Genomic DNA, 24,962 nt, shown 5'->3' on the forward strand with positions numbered 1-24,962 from the left:
GCTCTTGGTTACATAAAAAAGCAGCTCCCCATTGAAATGGGAAACCGCTTATCTATTAGCGTTTCACTAATTTACCTTGCACCACAAAACGATGGTCGTCACTCATGACAGAATCCTTACAAGTAGATAGTGTAAGAATTTTGTCTTCTGGCCCAATCTCTACATTCATTTCGATTGCAGAGCGTGCTTGGATCTCGTCCAAAAATTTTAGGAAAGCATCATTGCTCTTAAATTCTGTTTCAATATAATAAAAATCAATTGTAGTTTCATAAGCAGCAAAGACTTCAACGTCATAGCCTTCATACAGAGTGTCTAAATACATGATAGGATGCTCATCTGCGTATTGCTGATTTAAGTAATTTTTAAGACTCCCAAACATCGTACTATTCTTCATGGCATGACCGTACAAAATAGTATTTCGGTTTATATCGTGCACATCATTACGATAATCCATAAATACACTACCTGCCCGGCTTTCTCGATCTTTAAAATTATGATTTAAATAAAAATCATTATTTTCAGCTTGTAGGATTGGATTATTGAGCTTTGTCCCATCTGTAGAAATCCATCCGACAATATTGTTATTGACAGTTAGTAAATCATTGAATTGTGGACGGATCGTAAATGGCGTTGATGAGGTTTCCACAGCTTCATCTCCTAGAGTAACCAACGTTGATTGATAAATCGTTTGTACTTCTTCCAGTGATTTTGAAGTCTCATAGTACGTGTATAAGTACTTGGCTAATGAAAAGCCTGAGTATAAGAATATAGCTAAATATATAAATGTTAAAAACTTAGATGTCCATTTTTTCATCATATCACCTATCTATATTCTAAGGGGGACCATGTAAAATCCAAGCAGCTCATCCTCATTGAAAACGGCTTCTACCCCATAGACTTCTTTAATAACTTCCCTAGTAATGACGTCGCGTGGTGCTCCCTCAGCTATTATTTGTCCTGCTTTCATCAAAATGATCTGATCGCTATAGCGAATCGCCTGATTTATATCGTGAAGCACCATAACGATTGTTAAGCCATGCTCCTCATTTAATGATTTTACAAGTTCCAATAACTCAATTTGGTAATAAATATCCAAATACGTTGTCGGCTCATCCAAACATAAAATTTCAGATTGTTGGGCTAAAGCCATAGCAATCCACACTCGCTGACGTTCCCCACCTGATAAAGCCTCTAAATCGGTATGTCGTTTTTCTAGTAAATTCGTACAAGTAAGTGCCCATTCAATAGCTTTGGCATCTTCTTCTTCATTTCTTTTTAGCATTGTATGATGCGGTAAACGTCCAAAGCTCACCAATTTTTCTATTGTTAAATCCTTTGGTACATCATTTTGTTGGTAGACAATTGCGAGTTTTTTTGCAAACTCTTTTGGCTTGTAGTGCACCAAATCCTTGTCTTCTAATGATACATTCCCCGAAATCGGCCTATTGTTACGGGACATAACACTTAATAATGTTGATTTTCCACAGCCGTTTGGACCAATAATCGTTGTGATTTTGCCCTTTTTAATTATTGTCGATACTCCATCTAAATGATTTCGAGTATTATCATGCGATACGATAATATCTTGTATTTCCATGTCTCCTCACTCTTTTCGTAATAGGAATATTAAGAATGGTCCACCGATAATCGCCATAATGGTTGAAGCTGGTATTTCAAGTGGTGTAGCAATTGTTCGACCAATCGTATCTGCCACTAATATTAATAATGCTCCAGCTAAAGCTGTAAAAGGTATGAGCACCTTATGATCGTGCCCAACTAAACGACGAGAAATATGTGGCACTAGCAGACCAACGAACGAGATAACTCCTGCTACGACAACAGAAACAGCCGATAATAATACCGCAACAGCAGCTATTATTAGACGAGCACGAGCTACTTGAAAACCTAGACTTTTCGCTGTTTTGTCTTGTAATACTAGGAGATTACACCAGCTATATAACGCAAAGGCAGCTATTAATCCGACAGTACCATAAGTAACAATTGTTGATACATCCTTCCATGTACGCATTGTTAAGTTTGAACCTACAACGCTGGTAGCTGAAGTATTCAACGAGCCACCTAAACTAATGAAAGCCTCTGTTAACCCAGTGAACATTGCATTAATAGCAATTCCGACTAAAATTAGCTTCAATGGACTTAAGCCCGACTTCCATGACAATGCAAAGACGAGTGCGCAAGCAAATGCCCCACCCATAAATGCTAATACAGGTGTCATAAAAAATAATGTTGGAAAGAAAGAAATAATAAAGAGCTGTACAAATGCCGCTCCTGAAGATATACCAATAACACCTGCATCCGCTAACGGGTTACGCATCACAGATTGTAATAGGACCCCTGAAACAGAAAGTGCTGCACCAGCAAATAGCGCAACAATGATCCTTGGAAATCTCAAATCGCGGATAGCATCCATTTGACTATTTCCTTTATCAAATAATGCACCAATAAATTCAAAGAATCCCATTTTAATGCTACCTGTTGTTGCAGCATAAACTGCTGAAACTAGTAATAATACAATTACAATAGAAAAGCTTACAATTTTTTTTGTCATATTAGACTTCCTTTTTTCTTTTCTCCATCATGTTATTTGTACATTTCATACCCCACGTGATTCTCTACTAAATAGAAGATCGCTCTATAGCAAGACAATGCTTGCGATATGAGCGACATTTTTAATTACTATTCACGATAGAAGATTTCCATTAACTGTCCTAAAGCCTGTGGCACTTTTAAGGACGCTGTAGTACCGAACAATTCTTCCTCTAGATCATAAACTTTACCGTTTTTTACTGCGTTAAAATGTTTCCAAATATCATTCGTTTTAAATTCCTCGTCAAACATTTTTACAACTTCGTCTGGCATACCGTGTGATAAACGTAAAATTATATCAGGGTTACTATTGTGCAGATACTCGGTATTTGAAGACAAATATTCAGCATCCTGCCCTTCCATTACATTAATACCGCCTGCTCGTTTCACAAGATCACCTGCATAGGAGTTTTCAGTTGCAACTAAATAACTACCGGGAATGCCAAGTAAAATTAGTACACGAGGTCCCTTTTTGTTACCAGCAACTGTTTGTACAGCATCAATATTTTTTTGCAAGCCATTCACTAACTCATCAGCTTGCACTACACGATCATAACGTTCACCGAGGGTTTTAATTTCGGTAAGCATGGCATCTACACTTTGAAAGTTTAAAAAATTAACTGGAATTTTTAACTGCTCAAATTTGTCCTGTAAGTCATATTCTAATGTTGACACTGATAACACATCTGTTGGATTTAATGATTTAACAATCTCCATATCCGGCTCCATTGCATTGCCGATAGTAGGGAGGCCATCAAAGCGTTTTGCTAATGTTTTTTCTGTTTCAGGTACTGCTATAGCATCTAAATCAAGTTTATCTAGAATTTCTGCAATAACAACCGTACCTGCAATAATACGATGTTCATTCTCTTCAGCTGTTTTAACTGATTGCTTCTCAGTAGATGTCTCTGTTTCTTCTTGTTTATCTCCATTGGTACAGCCAGCAACTACTAAAAGTAATGACATAAGCGCCATCATCAGCAACCAACTTTTCCAGTTCTTTTGCATAAAGTCATCTCCTACTTATTTCTGTTCAGTCACATCTTTTTTTGAATTTCTGTTGCGACGGACGAGCAACCAGCCCGACAAAAGACAGATTACTACAAGCAAAACTATCTTTATGATATTCAGCTGATCAAGCTGCTGATCGACTTTAGAATTCTTCACTACTTTTTCAGTAGATTTCTCATTAACATCTGATTTCTTGGCTTCATCTTTAACAGCATCCTCAATAGACGCGTCAAGTGTACGATCAAATGCTAACTGCTCCTCCTTTGGCACAGTTAATGTAGGTTGAAATGATGGAGTTGGCCTTGACAGCTGATTGGGTTTTACCACCGTCTCATGTTGTGTTTCCACTGGTCCCTTTTTCACTTCTTCTTTAACAATAACAGGTGGCTTGTCACTCGGTACTTGCTTAGCGGGTGCTGTTACAGAAGGCTTATTTAAAAACTTTGCTACCTGCTGTTGATCAAATGTTAGATTTACGAAATATTGGTGATGATAAGAAATCTCAGGAATATCTACCTTCACCCACATTCGTATTGGCTGTTCAAAATTTTTAATTTCAAATTCGACAATTCGGACATTGTCTACAAGCGAAATAAGCTTTGGTTCTACCTGTTTTCCTTGTTGATCTACGGTTAAGCCTGTTATCCACATAGTTTTTAAAATTGTCATGTGTGCATAATATTTACCGTTTTTTTCTTTTATTTTTGCAACAGGATTTACATATGTATTCATAATAGATTGTTCGTTTTTTCCATCTACTAACAATATGTAATTCATGGACCATTCCTTATCATAGATTTCTTCTGAAGTAGATTCTTTGATTTCGTTTTCTGGAATAGCTTCCTCATCCTTCGGCACAATTGTTGAAAGGGTTGTTAACTGTAATTGAAGCTCCTGTGAAAAAAAGAAATATTCCTCGGAGGATGAAAGTGCCATCTCGCCTTTTATGATAATAGGCTGATGTAAATCCTTGACATCAAATTGAACTGAATTTTCAGTCTGATCGCTTAACAAAAGCTCATTTTCCAACTGTTCGATATGTATATCTCTTATACTCAATGGTTTATTTATAGCTAAATTTAATCTATACTGACCGTTCTTTACATCAATTGTCGCCAATTCGCTAAAAATATTGTCTTTTACTCCATTTAGAGATGAAAGACTTAGTTCAACTTGATAGCTCCCATTTTCTAATACAGACTCTTCAGCTTTTGCCTTAAACGAAGCAAATGGAGAAAAAGACATCAGTAAGATAGTACTAAAAATGAATACTCGAAATGTTTTTCTATTCACTGTGTAAATCCCTCCAATTTATACAAATTATGCCTCAACATAATTGCGTCCGGAATCAGCTTTGTGCTTAGGCCTGCAGATGTTTTTTGCGCGAAAGCGTAGCGGCAGCAGCACCGATGCAGGTCAGTTAGCCGTTATCGTATGGATGGGTGATTTTCCTTTCCGAATCCGTGACATCCGCCGGAGGCTTTAGGCCAACGTGATGTTGATCACTCAGTCGTTGTCACAGGACGTGGCGTTCTTAGACTGAGTTCATCTCTCCATCATAGAGGTGGGAGACTACTGTACCTTTCGCTTCGCTTTCGGTACAAAAGACATCTCTAGCTGACGATTCACTTTCACTACCAAAACACTTGTAACTGCCGTTTCACTTTCGTTACTTAAAACACTTGTAACTGCCGATTCACTTTCGTTACTTAAACATTTGCTGAAAGAAGTTAAAAGCACAGTAACTTCCTTCCTCTAATAAGCGAGAAAGGAAGTTTCTGTAACCGTACTATTTATTCATGTATTGTAATGAACCATTTAAAATTTTTGCCATTTGTGTGCGTTTCAATGGGCTGCTTGCATTAATAACAGTTTTACCTTCAGCATTTACAGATCCAGTCATGATTTTACCTGCATATAGAAACGCAAAAGCTTTTCTCGCTTCTTCACTTGTAACAGTTGCACCATCGGCATAATAAGATAAACTTGGATCACCATAGTTCATTTCTTTTCCTGCAACATGCGCTACTGTACGGTAAATCATCACTGCAGCTTGTTGTCGAGTAAGTGTTCCATTTGGATTAAAGTTCTCTGCTTTCATGACAATTCCAGCATCAGCTAAAGCATTGATTGATTGTACACTTTCTGTGTCAAGTTTCGCTGTATCTTTAAATCCAGCATCTTTTGTAGAAGATAAATTTAATGAACGAGCAATCATTAACGCAAATTGAGAGCGTGTAATATTGTCATTTGGTTTAAAATTATCTTGCCCCTTAACAATTCCCTTACTGTATAATGCTAAGATTGCTTCTTTATTAGCATCATTGCTAATATCTTTAAATGGATTCATCACTGGTTTCACTGCGCCTTCCACAGCAAAGCTAAATTGCACTTGGTGATTCGAGTCATAGTTCACCCCTTTGTCTGGCTCATTCACAACAATATGCAGCTGGGCATTCACAAGTTTTTTAAAATCTGCCACTTCAAATGAGTACTTACTAGTATTTGTTGTCTCGTCTTTACTTACTAAAGTTGCTTTTTTTCCCTCCACTGTGAATCCTTTAACATATTGACCTTGAGGGAATGTCATAGTAACTATGTTTTTACCATCTACTACCGATACGTCTACTTTTGGTTTAATATATTGCTTCATAATAGATTCTTCAGAAGTACCGTTTTTGTATACAGTGACAGCCACTTCATTTACTTTAACTTCTTCAGATTTTCCATTTTCCCCCGTAGTAGTTACTTCCTTATTTTCTACTGCTTTTAAATCAAAATCATACCACTTGTCCATATTAGCTGAAGCTACAACAACGTGAATTTTCGCTTGTAATACTTCACCAGCTACCACTGGGAAATTGTATGTAATTGTTCCATCTGCATTTTTCACTTCAGTAGCATCTACAAACTTTTCACCTTGCTTTGTTTGTAAGCCTGTAATCATTGGGGCAGATTTTGCTGCTACCGTTAATTTCGCCTCAAATTTTCCATCCTTCTCAACGATTGTGCCTTGTGTTATAAGATGAGAGCTAATTGCCGGTTGTGGTTCTGTTGTACCAGGCTTAAAGATTTGGAAATCAACAATAGTGCCAGTATTCTCTGATTTAATGGCCTCTGCTTTTACTTCCGTTTTTGTAGTCGTTACTTCAGCTTCCTTTGCAGATGCAAATGATGGCACTGAAAGTGATGCTGCTAGCAATGAAGCTAGTACTATTTTTGTTGCGCGTGATTGTCGTTTTTTAGTCATTATTGACCCTCCGTTTTTGTTTGTAGTTTTTTTCTATAAAGTAAAAATGCTGATCCAACTAATGCCCCGATTAATAAATATGGTGTTGCATCACTTGTTTGTGGATTCGGCACATGACTTTCAGAAGAATGACTTTCAGAAGAATTTGTTGGAACATTAGTAGTTTTCGAATCAGATACTTTTGTTATTGCTGTGCTTCCTACAGATGCTGTATCAAATACTAGTGAGACGCTGTATTCGTGATGATAATTAATATCGTCAATATCAATTTTCATAGATGTCACAACTGGTTTCGTTAAATCTTTAACTGTAAATTGTACAGTACGAGTATCAGCTGCTTTATCTTCACTTACTACAGTTGCTCCACCTGGTGGTTGGAACTTTGTGATCCATGCACTTTTTTTTAATGTAATTTGAACAGTAGCTATCCCATTTTTTAATGTGACCTTTGCTGGTTTTATAAAATAATCGTTGGCAATGGATGCAGAGTTGTTCTCAGGTTTATTGACCTGATATTTTATCGAATGTGTGCCGTCAGCTAGTTGAGCAGATGCTTGTGGTAACGCAAAATTAAATACAAATAAAGTTACAAGCATGACGAACATCATTATTTTCTTCATGTGTTGTACGCCTCCTCTGAAAAAATAATTGAAAGCATTTTATTGAAAACGAAAATCATTCTCAACTATACTTCTATTACCAAGAATAATCGTTAATACCAGTGTATGTCAATAGCAAAACCAATTCGTCCTCAATATGTCAAAATCACCATTAAAAAAAAGAAATATCACGTAAATAACATGTGATATTTCCTATATTTTGTCTTCATCTAAACTAGACATCTAGTATATTTAAGAAACTATTTCAATGATCGCTATAAGAATAAGTAACCACCCTGAAATAGCGGTTGAGTGTTTTCCAATAAAAGTTTTGGTAAGTAAGACTCCAAAATGAACGCCCGCGCCTACTGTTATGAACGAAAAAATACCGATAGAAATAACTGTCCAGATTGCAGAAATACCATTGGCTCCAAGTGCTATTCCTCCAGCTAAACAGTTGGCTGATAAGACAAAGCCGAGCGTCATTGCTTCTCGAATTGAAATTATATAATTTTTATCCTCATCAAATACTTCAGGATTTCCCAATATTCCTTGTTTAGAAAAGCGACTAGATAATAAAGTCCATATCCCAATAGCACAAAGTAAAAGACTCCCTATTAAATTTGCGAAATCCGGAGAGATAAAATTAATAACTACGCTTCCAGCTGTTACTGCAGCGTATGTGACGATCATTGAAATTAGAGCAATTACCGCATTGGATAATATGGGTATTTTTACTCGCTTAATACCATAAGCGAGACCAATTCCTAAATTATCTAAGTTGGCAGCTATCCCAATAAGAATGATGGCTATCCAATGCATTCTTTTCCTCCTCAATAACGTAAAATCCATTCTCACATAGGATATGAAGGAATAAAATTTTTGTTCATCTATGTTTTGAACGGAGTTAATCGCGGAGAAATTGTGATTGCCCTTGATTCAATGACTAGTTCACATGCTTTAACACCTTTAACCCGCGGAAGACTTGCTATTACTTACGTTTTTTCGTCTTTTACCCGCGGGTACTGTTATCCTATAGTTTGAACTTATTCAATTGTTTAGAAATCTTTTCAGCGATATTTGCGGTTTCAACGGATGACTCCGCTACATGCTGTATTGCTTGTAAAGTTTCTGAAATACTCTTTGCTATATCATTCGACTGATCAGATGACTCTATAGCGACATTTGATACATTTTCAATTGCTTTTTGTATTTCTAACATAGAATATTTCATCGTTCCAACAAATGTTGTCACTTCAGTTATTAATTTATTAAAGTACATAGCATCTTCTTCATATTGAATTCCACTGTTTTGGAAAAGCTCATAATCAGGTGTTACTTTATTATCTATAAAGTGTAAAAGCTCTTGCGCATTTATAGACACATTCGTAAATGCTTCTTCTACTTCACTAGTAACAGTTTGTATTTTGTGAACAGTCTCAGATGATTGTTCAGCTAATTTCCGTACTTCATCAGCTACAACAGCAAAACCTTTACCCAGCTCTCCTGCTCTCGCAGCTTCAATAGCTGCATTTAAGGCTAATAAATTTGTTTGATCTGCAATATCTGCTATTGTGTCAGACATTACTTTTACTTCGGATACGATTTTTCCGGCTTGAATCGCTTCTAAAACTAGCTTTTGTTTATCATTGTATAGATTACGAGCTGTGCTATATGCTTGAACAGCTGTTTCTTTAATATCAATAGCTCTATCTTTTACTTTTCGGGAGAACTCAAGACTATATTCTGTTTTCTCATTTAATTTTTCCGTACTATCTAATACCTCAATTGCAGTGGCATTTAATTGCTCAGTTGTTGCACCTAGTGTAGTACTACCCATAGCAACATCCTTTGTAGTTATTCCAATTTCATCCATTGAAGCAGTTATTTCCTCAATAGTGGCAGTTAAATCTTCACTTAAAATACTCATCTGTGCTGATGTGCTACTAACACTAGAGACAAGTTCCTGAATATGTGAAACAGAATTGTTCAATCCTTCAGTGATTTTTCCAAGGTCATCCGAGTATATTACCGGGGCGTGTCGTGTTAGATCGCCATTTTCAAGTGCAGATATGACATCTTTAATATTGGAGACTGCCTTTTTGACATATCTGCTTAAATAAATTAAAACAAATACACTAATTATATAAACTATTGCCACAATACCGATGTTTCTATATAGAGTTTTAGTATATGCTATATTATTTTCTTCGCTTTTCATTTCAGCACTTTTAATATTTATTTTTTCTATTTGTTCCATAAGATTATCTCTTTGCTTCTCTATTTCTAATAGTGGTTTTAGTAATGCATCTGCATCTACTACATCTGCATCAGAGATAACTTGTTGAAAAATGGATTCTAATGTACTTTTATAACTTTCAAGTACTTCTTCTAAATTCTTACTTAACTTTTCTTCCTCGCTACTCATTTTTGTATTCTTTAAATCTTGAAAAGAACGACTATTTTCTTCTTCTAAAGCTGCTATTTTTTCGTAATATTCGATTTTCTCATCATTATTTTGTGAGTTATAAAAAATTTTGAACTTTAAATTAGTTATTTTTTGCTGGTTAATTGAAATATTGCTTAATAAATTGACAGATGTTAAATTATCTTCGTAAATATGCTTTGCATTATCATTCATTTCTTTAACGCCATATATCCCAGTAAGGCCTATCATGACAATTGCTATCAACATAAAAGTATTTAATATTCCAAATTTTCCAACCAACGATATATTTTTAAAAAACTTCATTTGATCCTCTCCGTTATATTTATTATTTTGGCTCATCACCAAAAGTTGTGGATGATATTTGTTAAAACGCGCTTTCGCACAAAAAACATCTGTTGCTGTCGCTACGTTGCACTTCGCTTTCGCACAAAAAACATCTGTTGCTGTCGCTACGTTGCACTTCGCTTTCGCACAAAAAACATCTGCTGCCCCAAGCGGCTCATCAGACGCCTCTGGGAAGCTTTGCTCTGTGCGAAAGCGTAGCGTCAGCAACAACAACAAAGTGCCCGGTCGAAATGGAAATCAACCACACGTTATGGTGATGACATCTTTTTTTACAATACAGATTAATTATGGAAGTTGTAAGTTGGATTTTCCCCTATACCGTAAAGTTTTGGACTTATAGAAAAATACTATTTTTATGAATAACATTTTCGATAAACACTTCTACTAAATTAGGGTCAAACTTAATACCCTTCTGTTCTTTCAAATATGAAAGAGCTTCTTCTTCTGTCCAAGCTTTTTTATAAGCCCTGTCACTAACTAAAGCGTCGTATACATCTACTATTGATATGACTCTCGCTTCAAAAGGAATTTCTTCTCCTTTTAAACCCATTGGATATCCTGTTCCGTCCCAATTCTCATGATGATATTTAATAATATTTTTAGCTATTTTTATATCATCAAAAACTTTATTGTTCATTTCATTAGATAGTTTATTCAATACATCTACGCCCATAAGAGGATGCATCTTTATAAATTTTTTTTCATAGACCGTTAGTGGACCCGTTTTATACAGGATTGATTCTGGTATACTCGATTTTCCAATGTCATGTAATACACTGTATTCTATAACTTTACTAATATACTCTAACGATAAATTATATGTTCGATCTTCAAAGAGACTTAGCAAGAATTCCTCTAATAACTTTTGCACATTCAAAAGATGTTCTGCTATATTTACATCGCGCATTTCACTTGATAGAGCTAACAATTTAAATAGCTCCTTTTGGTCTATTTTGTTCTGATTTACTTCTTCTATCAATAGTTGTTCAGCTAAGCGCATTACTCCTACATAATAAACAATTCCTTTTATTGCAATTGGAGTAATCGTTATAAATGAGTACCTTAGCTCTAATGATTTGTTGACATTTACCACTGTCCCAGACCATGGCTGTCCTTTTTTTAATGTACTGTTTAACGATTTATACATAACAAATGGTGTTACACTCGATTTGAAACACTCTACTGGTAATCCAATAAGAAATTCTCTTTTATAGCCGGTGATCGTTTCGTATTGTTGATTTACATCGATGATTAATCGATCTTCATCAAAAATTACAACAGCATCACCCAATTTTAAATAATATGTTAATTCATTTGGTATATTTTTACACATTTAGACGACTCCTCATCAATTGTTTAAATCATTAGCAAAACTAGCAAGTCGGTAAGCCGCCATGCAACTTCTTCAAATGCTTTACCTAACTCATTTACAACATTGGCAAAATATCGATCTCTTCTTGTGAATGTTCTTGTGTTTCCTTTATAGATTGTAAAATTCGCATTATTGGTTTTCCGTCTTGAGCAGATTGATTAATCAAATCAAGTAATGCTGATAACTTTTCTGCCTTAGATACAGTAGATAAAAATTAATTATGCCTCAGCATAATTACGTCCATTCCATCATTTCTGTGCAATGATTATGTACTTCCAGAAATGCCGCATTAGTTTGCTCTGAAATAGCTGCTAAATTTTCTTTAACTCTCTTCAATAAATGGCTGTAAGTTTTTAATTTCATGTAGCTCTTCTATCGAAAAATTAATCATTTTTATTTGTTTCTCTATTTCACTACCATGTTGAACATTCATTTTTATATTATTTTTGAGTAATATAAAGCCGTTATCTATCTCTTTCTTTTTATTTTTCCAGTACATGAATCGACCCCCTATCGATTTATTTTCTTTATACTTCACTTAATAAAGTTTTCAATAATAGCTTATTTGGCTGTTGATACTTATTAAAATAGATTTCCTGTAGTCTTTTTGATAACCTTTCGTAATCGCTTCTTGGAGGAACTGAATTCCATACAAATATATCTTCTAAGTCTTTGTTAATATTTAAATATAAACGATCTGTTATAATTAAATCCGCCTCTTCATCTTCAGCACATAATTCTACATGGATAAAAAGACGTTTTATTTGATTGAATAGATAAGGCTCATCATTTATCATTGAAAATATTTTTAATTTGATTTTAGCTCTATCTACAAAATCAATTGTTTGTTTGAGTAATTTATGATATCGACCAATTAATATTTCTCTGCGTTTAAATACGATGGCGAAGGACTCATTTTCCAATAGTCGATCATAAAACTGATTCATGATTTCTATTTGAGCAGTTTCATGCATTTCTAAGCGCTTTTTATAAAGATCTTCTTTAAATAAATTAGCTGGACCAGAAAAAGATAAAATAAAATAATGAAGATGCATTAAGTTTACAAAGAGTGCCCCATATTCTTCTACATCTAAAGTAACTGAAAAATGATCCATGAATATCTCCATCCAATATATAGTCGCTTGGATAAATAATTCCTGATTATGATGCTGTGCAAAGTTCATCAACAAACTTACAGCATTATCTTTTTTCTGATAATGACGCATGCAACTAATGATGGAAAATGAAAACATTGTTTCTAATTCAATTTCTTCATCTGATAAATCAGTAAATTCTTTAAATATATACTTAATTTTTTCCGATAATGGCTCATAGTTATAATGATGTTTCATAAAGTTAGCATACATTGGATGATATTCAATTAAGCAACCTAATTTTGTGCGTGATATGCAAATGGCCAGCCAATATAAAAGTTGTTCGGAATAAGCTATGTCTACTTCCTCCATTAATTCTAGTATTTCTTCTCTAGAAACTAGAGCAAATGGCCATTCCTCTCCCCAACACGAATTCCAGTAGAACAAAAAGTAAAAATAACGAAACTGCTTTTCAGTTCCTTCAAGACTGACTTCCGCATAAGATGTATACGTCAATTGAAACTGATCTAACAAAGGCTTAACTTTTTTTATTCGTCGATACACGGATGCAGGGCTGGTAAAATTATCCAAAACAAACATGTTAATATCAAAAAACCTATTGTAAAACATCTCATCAAAAGCTTTATATGTTAATGAGTTTTGTAAGTAATATCTTTCTATAGTCTTCATAGAAAAACTGTCTTTATAAATTAATTGAAAATACTTAAGCTCTTCTTTTTCGATAACAGCAGATTTTGTAATAAATTCTAAATCAATGGCTATTTCATCTACCATTTTCAAAATTGTTCTTTCAGACATATCCATCATTTGAGATAACTCTAAACTTGAATATAACCTCTGTCCTTCATAAATATGATGTAGAATATTCACCTTTTGTAAAGATGTACGATCTAAAAAATTATACATAAAAACACCTCAATGCCTTCCACCAGTAAACCCCAGCTGTGTCATACTAACAGTTTGAATTAGATTAGCTTATATAACTTTTATCAATACATTCTATTCCCCATTTTTTATGACACTAAACATTAAAAAGCAATATTCTCGATACTTTATAGCTACTATAGTTAATTAATATTGCCGATAAACACTTCCATTAAATACTCTTCTAAACAACAATTGCAGCTTGTTTTCATCAAATTCACTCATTTTGAGAAACTGTGGTTAAATCCTCTTGTTTTCAAGGATATTTACACTATAACAGGCATTTTAAAACAAACAAAATCACTTTTTGTTCGTTTTGAAGCAAAATATGATAATCCTATATTTCATTCAGAACTTCTACCTATTTTGGATTGTCAATTCTAGTTTTTTTCATCTTAAGACTTCATTTTTTAGATCATCTATTGGATTTCAATCGTGAAAGGGTGTTTCTTTACGCTTTTCCCTGAAATTTCATCCACAGACTATATAGGTTAATTGTAGAATTGAACACGTTGTCAAACAGAAAAAGAGATGTATCAAATTATCATACATCTCCCTTCATGGTAATACTTATAAACCAAGTGCTCGGTACATAAACGCTGTAAATCGTGCGCTTGTTAAGTTTCCATTTGGTCCAAAAAAGTATCGTTTGCATCGACTAATGCAATTTTGATTTGCTAATATCTACTCGCTTCCTGGCGTTTAGCGAAATGCGAGCAACATCATTTTTGCCATTTGGGCACGAGTTTTCTGAGCATTTGTTGGTGACGGAATCAACAGTAACGATGAGGCCGCTTCCAATCATTTATCGCATAGCGTTATATCTTTTGATACTACACCCATGAAACTTTACTCAATCAAATTAGTTGAAAAAACATGAAGAATGTCCTGTCTTAACACTTGATTTTTATAAATTTGTTGATATCTCTACATTTATAATTAACGTTTCCTTTAACACTCTATCCCCTATTTCTAAAACAGACCGCCCTTCATTTTCTCAACTATCACTCATTATAAAATTGATAAAATCAAAATTTGTTAGTTTTCGAGCAAATATTGATAATCTTTTTTCTTGCAATTTTAAGTTTCATCAAAACCAGCACCATTTGGTCCTTTCACTAACTAAAACCGAAAGATATTTTATTTACTTTAATAACCTCGATATGTATCAAATACATATGAATTAACATAAAATACTCGCTTTTCCCATCTGAATTCACCTAAAAGAACAATCTTATATATTTCCACATAATTTCGAAGATTAGAAGTTAGCTTTGGATACTTTTTCTATCATTCGCTATCACAGTTTATACATATTTTCTATCAAAGCCAATTTGACAAAAGTAACAACCCTTTGATAACTTTAAGTTGTTACTTGTTAATATTTAGATATATCTCATCCTATAATAAAGAGAGGGAAATTTTATGAGAGTCGGTAAATTAGTGAAGATAGGATTGGCTTTAGCTTTAATGTTCGTATTAACTGCTTGTAGCTCAGATGGTGAAGGCACAAAAAATAAAGAAAAAAATGAAGTGAACTTAGCCTATGTTGAGTGGGATACTGAAATTGCCTCTACAAACGTAGTAGGACAAGTGCTAGAGGATTTAGGATATGATGTAACACTAACACCACTAGATAACGGAATTATGTGGGAAGCACTTGCAAAAGGAGAGGTTGATGGTATGGTGTCAGCCTGGTTACCACAAACACATGCCCCACAAGTTGAAAAGTACAAAGATAGAATAGTAGATTTAGGTAAAAACCTTGAAGGTGCAAAAATTGGCTTAGTTGTCCCTAGCTATATGGATGTAAATTCTATTGCAGATTTAACAGATGAAGCTGGTAAAACGATAACGGGTATTGATCCAGGAGCAAATATGACAGCAACTACGGAAAATGCTTATAAAGAATATAGTAATCTCGAAGGCTGGAATGTAGTGACCTCATCTGGAGGCGCAATGACAGCAGCCCTTACTCAAGCCATTGCGAAAAATGAAGAAATCATCGTTACTGGTTGGTCTCCACACTGGAAATTTAACGCTTTTGATTTAAAATATTTAGACGATCCTAAAGGTATATACGGAGCCGAAGAATATATTGGTACATTTGCACGTAAAGGATTAAAAGAGGATAATCCGGGAGCATATAGTGTTCTTAATAGCTTCCACTGGACTTCAGAGGATATTGAAAGTGTTATGTTTGATATTATGAAAGGTGCTGATCCTAAAGATGCAGCAAAAAAATGGATTAAAGAAAATGAAGATAAAGTTTCAGAGTGGACAAAGGATGTAAAATAATACAAATGATGAGTTTTATATACTCTTCTAGCGATTTTACATATTAGGAATAGAATTAAAAACAACAATACTTCTGCACTTTAGTTGATGGTATTTAGAAAATAATTAAAACGTTGAAATTCTGTCGTTAGATGTTCAGCCGAAAAACAAAGTCGATTCCCAGTACAATATGGAATCGACTTTGTTGTTTTATGCTGCGATTGTTAAACATTTGAAACAAATAATCTATGAAAGCGTTTTGGTTCAAATTATGTACTTTTCCATATAAAACGCTTCGCACCTAGTATAAAGAGTGATACAATAATGCCCCCAATAATCATCATACAAATAGAGATTAAGAGGCCAATTCCAGGCACTGATTCGTGGTAGGTTATGATTGGTGGTACGCCATATTGATGTGGAGAGATAGCAAACCTCATGATTTCTAAGTATGCGAGGTGAAAACCAATCGAGGTCCAGAGACTTCCGGTCCACAAACGGAGCAACTGCAAACATATTCCAAAGCAAAAAATTAATATGATATAAAAGATGTTAATGGATACTCCTGGAGTAAGTCCAACAAGCACTTGAATCTGGCCAACTGCTATAGTGATAGATACAAATAGTAAAGTTTGAAGTAATACCGATAACCAAGTAGCGAATTTATAACGTAATACATCATATAACATACCTCGTAAACCAAATTCCTCTGGCAAAGCTTCATAAAAAAAAGCAAATAAAATATTTATGATTAATGCAACTAACCACTGTTCAGAGGGATGCCAATTTTCAAAGACTATCCATCCTTGAAAATTGGCTATAACGAAGCCCAATGAAGCTAGTGCAATCGCCAAGAAAACCCCAGTAATAAAATGATATAGTCTTTTCAAGGAATATACTGGAATATCCGGTTTTATTCCAGTCATCCGATAGACATGCTGATATACATACAAAATAATAGGGACAACTAACCCGCTCATCACAAGCCCCTGAATCAAATATTGAGTATATCTTGAAGAGCCGAACAACTGTGCAGAAACTTCACCAGAACTTGAAGCTAAGAACAGACTAGCGACTAATGTTGACCATCCAGCGAGGATATAAAGTATCCATCTCATACATCAACTCCCTCCCAGTTTTTTACATTGTTTAAAGTGTGTCTATAAACTTCGCACAACATTTGTTAATATTGTATATATACTTTATATGCAATATTAACAAATAACATACATTTTGCAAGTTTCTTTATTCTTGAAATAAAAAAACATGAGATTGTTAAATCACAAATCTCATGTTTACCGCAATTCGAAAAACTCAAAAAGTCAAATTTACATTGTATTCTCTTTTTTAAAAAATTTATTATATGCATATAAATAGCCATTTATTAAATCCCCATTTTCTTTACAATCTGTACATTTTGGTAGAGTTTTAGACATTTGTTCAGCATTTTTTAAAATTAGGATTATTTTATAAAATAGTTCTGTTTTCATCATCATGTACGATGACAAATGTGCTTGGGTTTGTTTTTCACTCAGTACTAAAAAAGAATGCTTAAAATTTATGTATCGAAATTTTTACAAATAAAATTTTGAGCCAGTTATTAGCCCTATTAGTATCAAACATAAATAAACAGTTGTAGAAATATTTGATATTGTACTGGTTCATTCGCTATAGCAAACATCAATATGAAAAATATGAAAATTAGGAGAAAACTAATTAGACAGTTTGCAGTAGCAAAGACTCGCCTGTTACTAATTTATACTTTGAACACTTACTATATCCTCGACCGGGATAGTATCTTCGCCAAACGGCTCCTCTACATTGCTTGAGTTTAAATGTATGTTCAGCTGAGAAGTTTTTCAAATATAAGTGTCTCTCTACCTTTTCACCAAGACTTATTTTTAGACTCGATCCCAAAGGATACACCAGGACGTTATATGTAACCATCCTCAGCTTACCACTCTCTGAGCTTTGCAACGTGTTCGGGCAGCATTATAGACATTGACCATTTGAGATTACCGCGGTCACGAATTCCTTCATTCATTTTAAATATAAAGAATGTACATTCTATTCTCATGGTGTGAATTCAGTTACATTTGAAAAATAGAAGAAATACTTTAATCCTGAAGAAAAAGAAAAACAGCACTGCAATTAGCTGTACTGTTAGAGAATTTATTAAGATAAGATTGTTTCTTCTTATTATTTTTCCAATAAGACAGTGATCTCTGCACTATTTTCACTAAAATCTTGTCCTGCAACATCAGAATAAATACCTTTTACTTTAAAGCCAGCACTTTCTGCTTCTTGTATTAAAGTATTTGTATCAAATGATTTGTTCCATATATTGAAAGTTACAGGTTCCATATCTTTGAAAAGAAGAGTTGTTTTTTCTAAAGTTACTTGGTCCGGATATTTTAAAGCTTGCCTGAAGCCTATGTATGAATCACTTGAGAGTGATGCTTGACTATTACTAAAGCTCCAGCTTTGCTCCTCTTTAAATTTATTAAAAGTAATTACAGAAGTTACATCCATAATTAATATACCTCCTGGATTTAAACTTCTATATATTCTCTCTAACAAATCTTTACGATCATTAGAACTAATAGACCCATAAAGATAATAAATTAGTAAAGCTAAATCATAATTTTCAGTTTCATTAAAATCTAAGAAACTCTCTAATCTGTATATAATATTTAAATCTTCTTGCTTTGCTTTATTCCGAGCGAATTCAATTGAGTTTTCAGAAATATCAAACCCTGTGACTTCATATCCTATATTAGCTAGCCTTTCGCAATATAATCCAGGTCCACACCCCAAATCAATAACTTTTTTAAATCTCTCTTTTGGTGCGATTTTACTAATAAATCCAACTGATTTATCTATAAATTCATAATTTCGACTACCACCTGAATTTTCCTGATCTAAATGCCCTTGTAGTATAAGATTTGAAAATAAAGGGTATGTCCAATATTCAACATTTCCTTTATCAAAAGCTTTTGGAGCTTGTAGGTAATTAAAAATTTTGTCCATAATTTCTCCTTTACTTTACAATGTATAAATTACCCTAATTATGTTAATACTAAAAAAGATGATTCAATAAATAAGGTATGAAGGAAACCTAGATTATCAACTAGGTTTCCTTCCCTATAATTACTCTTTACTATTAGCACTGGTAACTTGCAGTTGACAGTGTAAAAGTAGTAATTGTTGTCCAATAGCCTGTACTAACATCGCCATTCTCAACATTTAACTTTTGTAACTCTAGTACTTGTTTCATGTAACTCACCTCCTTTCAATAATATACTCAATTTATACTTCACTAAGTTCTTTATTAAGATATTTGGTTTTATTGTAAAAAAGGTTTGGGTTTATGATAGGTAACCAAAACAGGATATTTTTTTCTATTAGAGACTCCAGTACTAATACTATACCGGAACTACCTGAATACACATCATGAGAGAAACGATAACTCAAGTTACCTGGAAACAAGATGTGATTATCTTTTTTTATTAGGTATAAATTTAATAGCTTTGTAATCGAATCTATGCTCATATTATATTGAGATGCATTTCTTTTTTTCAAAAGGGGTAATAATAAGAAACCTCCTGCACCGTCGAATAATCCTCCATTAAATGTACATTTAACGGAACTTAAGTTAGAAATTAAATCCAATTCATTTCGAAAATGATCTTGTCCACTTACATGGTTTAAATAATCAATCGCTATTCCTATACCTATTGAACCACCTGAAAGATATGGTAATAATCTTTTTTTATCATCAAGTGTATGTAATACATTTGTTGTTTCATCGTTCTGAGTACATTCTAAATCTTTTTCGATTAGCTCGATTGAATTATCAAAATAAATTCTTTTATTTGTAACTGCGAACAAAGCTGAGTAAAAAAGTGAAACACCCGACCATCCATCAATTAGTCCAATCGGTACGCCTGACATATCTTGCACAAATAGAGCTTTACCCTGACTAATATAATTATTTATAGTTTGGGCGATTGCCTCCGCCTTGAGAATGTAAGAGTCGCTTTTTTCTTCTAAATATAGACTGATTAGTGAAAGCCCAATTCCGGCAAGACCTGATCTTAATGAAATATCCAATACATTTTTATCCATAGTAGTGAATATATGCTCGAAAATATCAATACTTTCTTGTTTATATCCAGATTCGTATAAAACAGAGGCTACACCAGATAAGCCTGTGAATAAGCCTAACTGCTCAAATGAATAAATACTAGGCAATAGTTTATTTTCTATCCACTCTTTTACATAATCATTAGAAATACCAGCTCTACTGAAAATTAAGGCTGCACCGGCACCACCGGACAATACATTCATTGCACCATCTTTTTGCTCATACTGTCTAATATCCCCATGGATTAATCTCTCATCAGAAGTAAAATTTAATTCAATTCCCCTTCTTAAGTCAGCAACGATTAATGAAAGATCTTTAATTTCTTTATTTTCATTAATAGAAATAGTATCTTTTAATTCAACTGGAATGAAGCGGTCACACTGACTGATGACTTCTTTAAAATATAATAATGTTTCTATACCGAACTGTTCTTCTATCCACTGTAATTGGTTAGCTTGAGTATCACTGTCTAGTAACTCAATAGGACCAATTGGGAGTAATGAATATCGTAAGATTTTTTTAACAGCATACCAGTCTCTTTGCATATGATTTTTACAGTTCTTGTTTGAAAAACCTAACGTATGTAATGTTGGTTTTTCCTCTGATTTTTTCGGAAGTGCTGTTTCAAAATCAATAAGGGTTATTTCTAAGTCTTCATTAATAATTATATTTTGTGGTTGCAAGTCACCCATACCTATGTCTTTTTCATGCATTTGTTGAACAATAGTAATTAAACTATTGATTATTTTTCTTACATCATTAATATAAGTATCGGCATTATTCCCACTATAAAAGGGATATTTAAGAGCTACCCAAGTTTGTAGGTTTATACCTTCTACAAATTCTTGAACTAGAAATCCATGCTTCCATGAATTGAAATGATCAATTACGTTCACTACACCTTCTACATCATCTAGCTTTTTTAATGCGTTATACTCTACTTTTTGTCGAGTTATTGAATCGATGTTATTGCCATCCAATCCCACTTTAGGTCTTGCCTCTTTGATAACAACCTTCATGTTATCAGTCTTTCTTCTAGCTAAATAAATTCCGCCACTATTACTAAAACGTATAGCACTTTCAAATTCATAGTCCTCTAACTGGATACTTTCTTTTTGACCTTCAATATGATCGTTTAAAGAGTCTAAGTATTCATCAAATTCTTTTACGAATATAGGAACTTGATAAAAAGGGTTTCTTTGATCAGGTATTAAATTCCCATCAGTATCTTCTATACAGAGTTCTCCTTTACTATTAATCATACTTACGAAGCCCCCATATCTATAAAAGATATTGCTATTTTTCCAGCATTTATCACTTAAGATATAAGGTCCTTGTTCATAGGAGGATATTCTCTCATAAATCAAACCTAATAACTTTATAAATTCCGAATCATCTGAAGGATAAATTGTTATAAACTTACCGGATGTAATTCTATCTCCCTGTTTTGAATAAGTTAAATACAATTTACTTCTACTTGAAATGTGTTTAAAAGCAACTTTTAAATTGAATAAAACCTCACTAACTTCTTCCAGAATATCTTTAGAAGCATCTAAGCTTGAACTAATGTGGATCTTCCACCCCTGTTTTGGGAGCTCTCCATTTTTGCTTTGATAAAATTTCCACGGTGAATTTTTATCTGTTTTCACAATATAGTCATTCGGAACATTTTTTAACTTAAACTCTGTTTTACTATTATTCGAATCATTAGGAGCATAGTATTTCGTATTTTCTTTTAAATATTTAAAATAGATTAGATTATTTTTCAAGGTCTATTTTTCTCCCTTCTCAAATAATTAATAATATAAAAATCAACTGTACATTAACTGGTTTAAGCTTCTATAAATACCATAAATTAGTTTATTTATTTTGTCAATTGAATATTTGAAATATTTTGTTTTTTATCTCGAAATTTACATAGTTTGCTGGTCAACAAGCGTTTTGTAGCTATTATGATTCTTATAAAGTCCTGCATGATTACTTATACCAGTCACCTTTCCATCTTCAATAAAAATAATAGTCTCGGCATTTTTGACCGTAGATAGCCTATGAGCAATTATTAAAGTTGTTCGATCTTTCATAAGATGTTTTAAAGAGTCTTGAATTATAAGTTCAGAAGTGCTATCCAAGTGTGCTGTTGCTTCATCAAGAAGCAGTATTTCCGGGTCTCTAATAAGAGCCCTTGCTATGGCAATACGTTGTCTTTGACCGCCAGACAGACGTATTCCACGTTCTCCGACTTCGGTTTTATATCCCTGGGGTAATGATTCTATATATTCTTTAAGGTTCGTTTTGGAAATAGCTTCATCAATTACTGATTGCTCTACATCTTTCATACCATAAGTTAAATTATAAAGAATATCACCTTCCATAATTGGTGAATCTTGGGAAACATAAGCGAATTTGGAACGCCATGCATCAAGATTGTAGCTCTGAGCAGGTTTACCGTCTAAAGTGATGAGTCCACTATTAGGAATATAAAAACGTTGTACGAGAGAAAAAATTGTTGTTTTTCCAGATCCACTTGGCCCTACTATAGCAGTGACTTTACCTTTTGGTGCCAAAAAATTTACATTGTTCAGGATTATCTTTTCTTCGTCGTAACTAAAGTCAACATTATGAAATAGTAATCCTTCGTCTGGGACCGGAAAATTCATCGAACAATTATTCCGTTCTGAATATTTTGTGTTCAAAGACCATTCAGTATCTAATTTCATAATTTGATGAATCCTATCAGCAGCACCCATTGTTTTCTGAAATTGAGTGAAAAACTGTGCTAATTGAGTTAAAGGACTTATTATTTGAAATACATAAAATACAATAGCCACAAGTGCCCCGGTAGTAAGCTGCCCAGAGGCCACTTGCATTCCGCCGTATCCAAAGATTACAACAAGTCCAATCAAGGTTATTGCTGTCATTGAAGGGGATACAATAGAAAATATTTTCCCTTCTCTCATACCATTTTGAAATAAATTGTTAATACGTAATCTCCCTTGCGAACTTTCTTGTTTTTCAGTTTGTGATGATTTCACTAATCTAATATCTGACAATACTCTTCCGAGATCAGATTGAAATTTAGCAGTCTCAGCCTGAAGTTTTTTAGAAACGTTAAACATCTTTTTACCGAGCAAACCAAATATTAAGAAAGAGATAGGTGCTATAGCCAATAGTATTAGAGACATTACCCAATCAAGATAAATTAGAAGAGCTATCGAACCAACGATTGATATTAATCCAGAAAAAAATGGGATAAACTGATTTATAAAAAATGTTTTTATTACATCAGTATCGTTTGTTATCCGACTCATTGTTTCACCAGATGAATTTTTATCAAAAAAATCGACAGGAAATCTTAACACTTGCGACCATATACTTTCTCGTAAACTAGCGACTACTTTTTGTCCCACAAAATATAATATATAAAGAGATACTCCCGACAAAACTATCTGTGCTAAAAACAAGACAATTAATAACGAAATAGTCTGATAATTAAAATTAAATTTACTCATCGAATTTATAAGTGACATTGCTAGTAAAGGTACTAACAAAGATAAAATAGTCTGTCCTAATAAAAGGAAAATTGCTATACCAGTAACCCACCGTCGGGGAAGGTGTGGTTTAATCAATTTTATAAATTGTAATACATACAATCTTGGAACTATTTCTCTATCCATTAGATAATCCTCCTTATTTCGGTTTCCGCAAGTTATTATGTATATCTTTACACAATATACTTATTATTACAAATATTCAAAATAAAATTAAATTTTAACAATACTAATAAATCAGAATTCTCAATACATTAATTGAATCATATGGTAATGTATGGTATTATTGGATTTAATTTTTAAAATAAGGGGAGATAATTTTTTATGTTTCGTGAAATTGTACAAAATTTAATCTCACAATTAAATGAATCAAACCAAATACTACAGTATTTAGGTGTATTTTTATTATCTTTCATTCCATTCGTAGAGTCTCCCGGTGGGGCAGCAGCTGGTTCTGTGATTGGTCTTTCGTTTATTTTATCTGGATTAATCGCTATAGTCGGAAATTGGATTTCAGTAATGTTAGTCATAGTACCATTTAACGCATTATTAACAAAAATGCGAAATAGAAAGTCTAAAAGACAAGGATTTATTCAGAGACGAGCAAGTAAAGCAAGACAATGGTACGAAAAGTATGGTGTACCTGGTCTTGCACTTATCGCTCCATTGGTGGCTTCTGGACATATTGCAGCTTTCACATCATTAGTAGCTGGTGCAGATAAAAAGAGAGTAGTCTTATGGCATACTATTAGCATAATAGTTTGGGGCATAGCGGGAGCAAGTATAGGCTCTTTTATAAACTACGATATAATGCCATAATAAACCATCTATGTGTTCTCCCATACTGATTCCAACAAAACAATAAATAATAGAGGGATGATATTAAAATGAGGAAATGGATTATTAATGTTGGGTACTTTATAATTCTTAATTTAATTTTTTTAATTGTCGACGGTAAACCTCCTATTATAGACCTTGAATTTGGTAACCTTGGAAATAAAGTTTTGCAGACAAACCTTTTTACAAATTGGTTTAATTTTTATGAAACTCAATTTTTTAATATAGTTTTATTTTTTGCTATGTTACATTTGATTTTAACTGGCTTATATGATGTCGTATTTAAAACACGAACAAAGTGATGCGAATTATTAATTTATCAAACGCACAAGATTCTCAAGCAAAAAGAGATTGAGAATTAGGGACTTTATAGGTATACAAAAAGCATCTCATTCATTGATATAGCGCGAACGACTAGAAAACATCACCAAACAGAAGAGGTGCACAAAGAACTCCTAATAAAAGGACTGTCCCAAAAGGC

The 24,962-nt window shown here is 33.5% G+C and carries 21 protein-coding genes; 3 read left to right on the forward strand and 18 right to left on the reverse strand.

Annotated features, from left to right (window positions below; genetic code table 11):
• Window positions 1-55: 55 nt before the first annotated feature.
• From srtB to ACYQ73_RS05010, 13 genes are all read right to left on the reverse strand, one after another.
• Entirely contained in the window at window positions 56-814 is a 759-nt protein-coding gene (srtB, locus tag ACYQ73_RS04950; protein ID WP_460011420.1) for a class B sortase, read from the reverse strand.
• Window positions 815-826: 12 nt separating this feature from the next.
• On the reverse strand, window positions 827-1,597 hold the full coding sequence (locus ACYQ73_RS04955; RefSeq protein WP_460011421.1) for an ABC transporter ATP-binding protein: 771 nt from the start codon (window positions 1,595-1,597) through the stop codon (window positions 827-829).
• Between the two features lie 6 nt (window positions 1,598-1,603).
• Complete coding sequence (locus tag ACYQ73_RS04960; RefSeq protein WP_460011422.1) at window positions 1,604-2,569, reverse strand: FecCD family ABC transporter permease; 966 nt, start codon at window positions 2,567-2,569, stop codon at window positions 1,604-1,606.
• A gap of 128 nt (window positions 2,570-2,697) precedes the next feature.
• On the reverse strand, window positions 2,698-3,615 hold the full coding sequence (isdE, locus tag ACYQ73_RS04965; protein ID WP_460011423.1) for a heme ABC transporter substrate-binding protein IsdE: 918 nt from the start codon (window positions 3,613-3,615) through the stop codon (window positions 2,698-2,700).
• A gap of 15 nt (window positions 3,616-3,630) precedes the next feature.
• Window positions 3,631-4,911 (reverse strand): NEAT domain-containing protein, encoded by a 1,281-nt coding sequence (locus ACYQ73_RS04970; RefSeq protein ID WP_460011424.1) that lies wholly within the window; start codon window positions 4,909-4,911, stop codon window positions 3,631-3,633.
• 279 nt (window positions 4,912-5,190) lie between these two features.
• The gene (locus ACYQ73_RS04975; protein WP_460011425.1) at window positions 5,191-5,358 is read right to left on the reverse strand and encodes a hypothetical protein; all 168 of its coding nucleotides are present in this window, start codon (window positions 5,356-5,358) and stop codon (window positions 5,191-5,193) included.
• Between the two features lie 49 nt (window positions 5,359-5,407).
• On the reverse strand, window positions 5,408-6,868 hold the full coding sequence (locus ACYQ73_RS04980) for an NEAT domain-containing protein (protein ID WP_460011426.1): 1,461 nt from the start codon (window positions 6,866-6,868) through the stop codon (window positions 5,408-5,410).
• On the reverse strand, window positions 6,868-7,488 hold the full coding sequence (gene isdC / locus ACYQ73_RS04985) for a heme uptake protein IsdC (RefSeq protein ID WP_460011427.1): 621 nt from the start codon (window positions 7,486-7,488) through the stop codon (window positions 6,868-6,870). Before isdC ends, ACYQ73_RS04980 begins: the two co-directional genes overlap by 1 nt.
• Window positions 7,489-7,719: 231 nt before the next feature.
• Window positions 7,720-8,289: a manganese efflux pump gene (locus ACYQ73_RS04990; RefSeq protein WP_460011428.1), complete on the reverse strand. Its 570-nt coding sequence runs from the start codon at window positions 8,287-8,289 to the stop codon at window positions 7,720-7,722.
• 211 nt (window positions 8,290-8,500) lie between these two features.
• The gene (locus ACYQ73_RS04995) at window positions 8,501-10,477 is read right to left on the reverse strand and encodes a methyl-accepting chemotaxis protein (protein ID WP_460011429.1); all 1,977 of its coding nucleotides are present in this window, start codon (window positions 10,475-10,477) and stop codon (window positions 8,501-8,503) included.
• Window positions 10,478-10,595: 118 nt separating this feature from the next.
• Window positions 10,596-11,594: an HD domain-containing phosphohydrolase gene (locus ACYQ73_RS05000; RefSeq protein ID WP_460011430.1), complete on the reverse strand. Its 999-nt coding sequence runs from the start codon at window positions 11,592-11,594 to the stop codon at window positions 10,596-10,598.
• A 361-nt stretch (window positions 11,595-11,955) separates the two neighbouring features.
• A complete protein-coding gene (locus tag ACYQ73_RS05005; RefSeq protein WP_460011431.1) occupies window positions 11,956-12,132 on the reverse strand; it encodes a hypothetical protein in 177 nt (58 codons plus the stop codon).
• Window positions 12,133-12,160: 28 nt separating this feature from the next.
• Window positions 12,161-13,654, reverse strand: coding sequence for a helix-turn-helix domain-containing protein (locus ACYQ73_RS05010; protein WP_460011432.1), 1,494 nt, complete (start codon window positions 13,652-13,654; stop codon window positions 12,161-12,163).
• Window positions 13,655-15,097: 1,443 nt separating this feature from the next.
• On the opposite strand from ACYQ73_RS05010, the gene ACYQ73_RS05015 reads away from it, so the two are divergent.
• Window positions 15,098-15,970: a glycine betaine ABC transporter substrate-binding protein gene (locus tag ACYQ73_RS05015; protein WP_460011433.1), complete on the forward strand. Its 873-nt coding sequence runs from the start codon at window positions 15,098-15,100 to the stop codon at window positions 15,968-15,970.
• Between the two features lie 248 nt (window positions 15,971-16,218).
• On the opposite strand, the gene ACYQ73_RS05020 is transcribed toward ACYQ73_RS05015, so the two are convergent.
• The 5 genes from ACYQ73_RS05020 to ACYQ73_RS05040 form a co-directional block, all read right to left on the reverse strand.
• Window positions 16,219-17,067, reverse strand: a complete 849-nt coding sequence (locus tag ACYQ73_RS05020) for a CPBP family intramembrane glutamic endopeptidase (RefSeq protein WP_460011434.1) — start codon at window positions 17,065-17,067, stop codon at window positions 16,219-16,221.
• A gap of 1,081 nt (window positions 17,068-18,148) precedes the next feature.
• Entirely contained in the window at window positions 18,149-18,979 is an 831-nt protein-coding gene (locus ACYQ73_RS05025) for a class I SAM-dependent methyltransferase (RefSeq protein WP_460011435.1), read from the reverse strand.
• 133 nt (window positions 18,980-19,112) lie between these two features.
• Window positions 19,113-19,226 carry a class III lanthipeptide gene (locus ACYQ73_RS05030; RefSeq protein ID WP_460011436.1) on the reverse strand — a complete coding sequence of 38 codons (114 nt, stop codon included), beginning with the start codon at window positions 19,224-19,226 and terminating at the stop codon, window positions 19,113-19,115.
• Window positions 19,227-19,258: 32 nt separating this feature from the next.
• The gene (gene lanKC, locus ACYQ73_RS05035; RefSeq protein ID WP_460011437.1) at window positions 19,259-21,865 is read right to left on the reverse strand and encodes a class III lanthionine synthetase LanKC; all 2,607 of its coding nucleotides are present in this window, start codon (window positions 21,863-21,865) and stop codon (window positions 19,259-19,261) included.
• Between the two features lie 144 nt (window positions 21,866-22,009).
• Window positions 22,010-23,770 carry an ABC transporter ATP-binding protein gene (locus ACYQ73_RS05040; protein WP_460011438.1) on the reverse strand — a complete coding sequence of 587 codons (1,761 nt, stop codon included), beginning with the start codon at window positions 23,768-23,770 and terminating at the stop codon, window positions 22,010-22,012.
• A gap of 198 nt (window positions 23,771-23,968) precedes the next feature.
• Between ACYQ73_RS05040 and ACYQ73_RS05045 the strand changes: the two genes are divergently transcribed.
• Both ACYQ73_RS05045 and ACYQ73_RS05050 read left to right on the forward strand, forming a co-directional pair.
• Window positions 23,969-24,463 (forward strand): small multi-drug export protein, encoded by a 495-nt coding sequence (locus tag ACYQ73_RS05045; protein WP_460011439.1) that lies wholly within the window; start codon window positions 23,969-23,971, stop codon window positions 24,461-24,463.
• 68 nt (window positions 24,464-24,531) lie between these two features.
• Window positions 24,532-24,783, forward strand: a complete 252-nt coding sequence (locus tag ACYQ73_RS05050) for a YfzA family protein (RefSeq protein WP_460011440.1) — start codon at window positions 24,532-24,534, stop codon at window positions 24,781-24,783.
• Window positions 24,784-24,962 lie beyond the last annotated feature (179 nt).

The sequence above is a fragment of the Lysinibacillus sp. CTST325 genome (assembly GCF_054665055.1).

What these genes read in the sequence shown, in the direction of transcription:
- srtB (WP_460011420.1), bottom strand. Translation starts at nt 814, where the DNA reads ATGAAAAAATGGACATCTAAGTTTTTAACATTTATATATTTAGCTATA.
- ACYQ73_RS04955 (WP_460011421.1), bottom strand. Translation starts at nt 1,597, where the DNA reads ATGGAAATACAAGATATTATCGTATCGCATGATAATACTCGAAATCAT.
- ACYQ73_RS04960 (WP_460011422.1), bottom strand. Translation starts at nt 2,569, where the DNA reads ATGACAAAAAAAATTGTAAGCTTTTCTATTGTAATTGTATTATTACTA.
- isdE (WP_460011423.1), bottom strand. Translation starts at nt 3,615, where the DNA reads ATGCAAAAGAACTGGAAAAGTTGGTTGCTGATGATGGCGCTTATGTCA.
- ACYQ73_RS04980 (WP_460011426.1), bottom strand. Translation starts at nt 6,868, where the DNA reads ATGACTAAAAAACGACAATCACGCGCAACAAAAATAGTACTAGCTTCA.
- isdC (WP_460011427.1), bottom strand. Translation starts at nt 7,488, where the DNA reads ATGAAGAAAATAATGATGTTCGTCATGCTTGTAACTTTATTTGTATTT.
- ACYQ73_RS04990 (WP_460011428.1), bottom strand. Translation starts at nt 8,289, where the DNA reads ATGCATTGGATAGCCATCATTCTTATTGGGATAGCTGCCAACTTAGAT.
- ACYQ73_RS05000 (WP_460011430.1), bottom strand. Translation starts at nt 11,594, where the DNA reads ATGTGTAAAAATATACCAAATGAATTAACATATTATTTAAAATTGGGT.
- ACYQ73_RS05005 (WP_460011431.1), bottom strand. Translation starts at nt 12,132, where the DNA reads ATGTACTGGAAAAATAAAAAGAAAGAGATAGATAACGGCTTTATATTA.
- ACYQ73_RS05010 (WP_460011432.1), bottom strand. Translation starts at nt 13,654, where the DNA reads ATGTATAATTTTTTAGATCGTACATCTTTACAAAAGGTGAATATTCTA.
- ACYQ73_RS05015 (WP_460011433.1), top strand. Translation starts at nt 15,098, where the DNA reads ATGAGAGTCGGTAAATTAGTGAAGATAGGATTGGCTTTAGCTTTAATG.
- ACYQ73_RS05020 (WP_460011434.1), bottom strand. Translation starts at nt 17,067, where the DNA reads ATGAGATGGATACTTTATATCCTCGCTGGATGGTCAACATTAGTCGCT.
- ACYQ73_RS05025 (WP_460011435.1), bottom strand. Translation starts at nt 18,979, where the DNA reads ATGGACAAAATTTTTAATTACCTACAAGCTCCAAAAGCTTTTGATAAA.
- ACYQ73_RS05030 (WP_460011436.1), bottom strand. Translation starts at nt 19,226, where the DNA reads ATGAAACAAGTACTAGAGTTACAAAAGTTAAATGTTGAGAATGGCGAT.
- ACYQ73_RS05040 (WP_460011438.1), bottom strand. Translation starts at nt 23,770, where the DNA reads ATGGATAGAGAAATAGTTCCAAGATTGTATGTATTACAATTTATAAAA.
- ACYQ73_RS05045 (WP_460011439.1), top strand. Translation starts at nt 23,969, where the DNA reads ATGTTTCGTGAAATTGTACAAAATTTAATCTCACAATTAAATGAATCA.
- ACYQ73_RS05050 (WP_460011440.1), top strand. Translation starts at nt 24,532, where the DNA reads ATGAGGAAATGGATTATTAATGTTGGGTACTTTATAATTCTTAATTTA.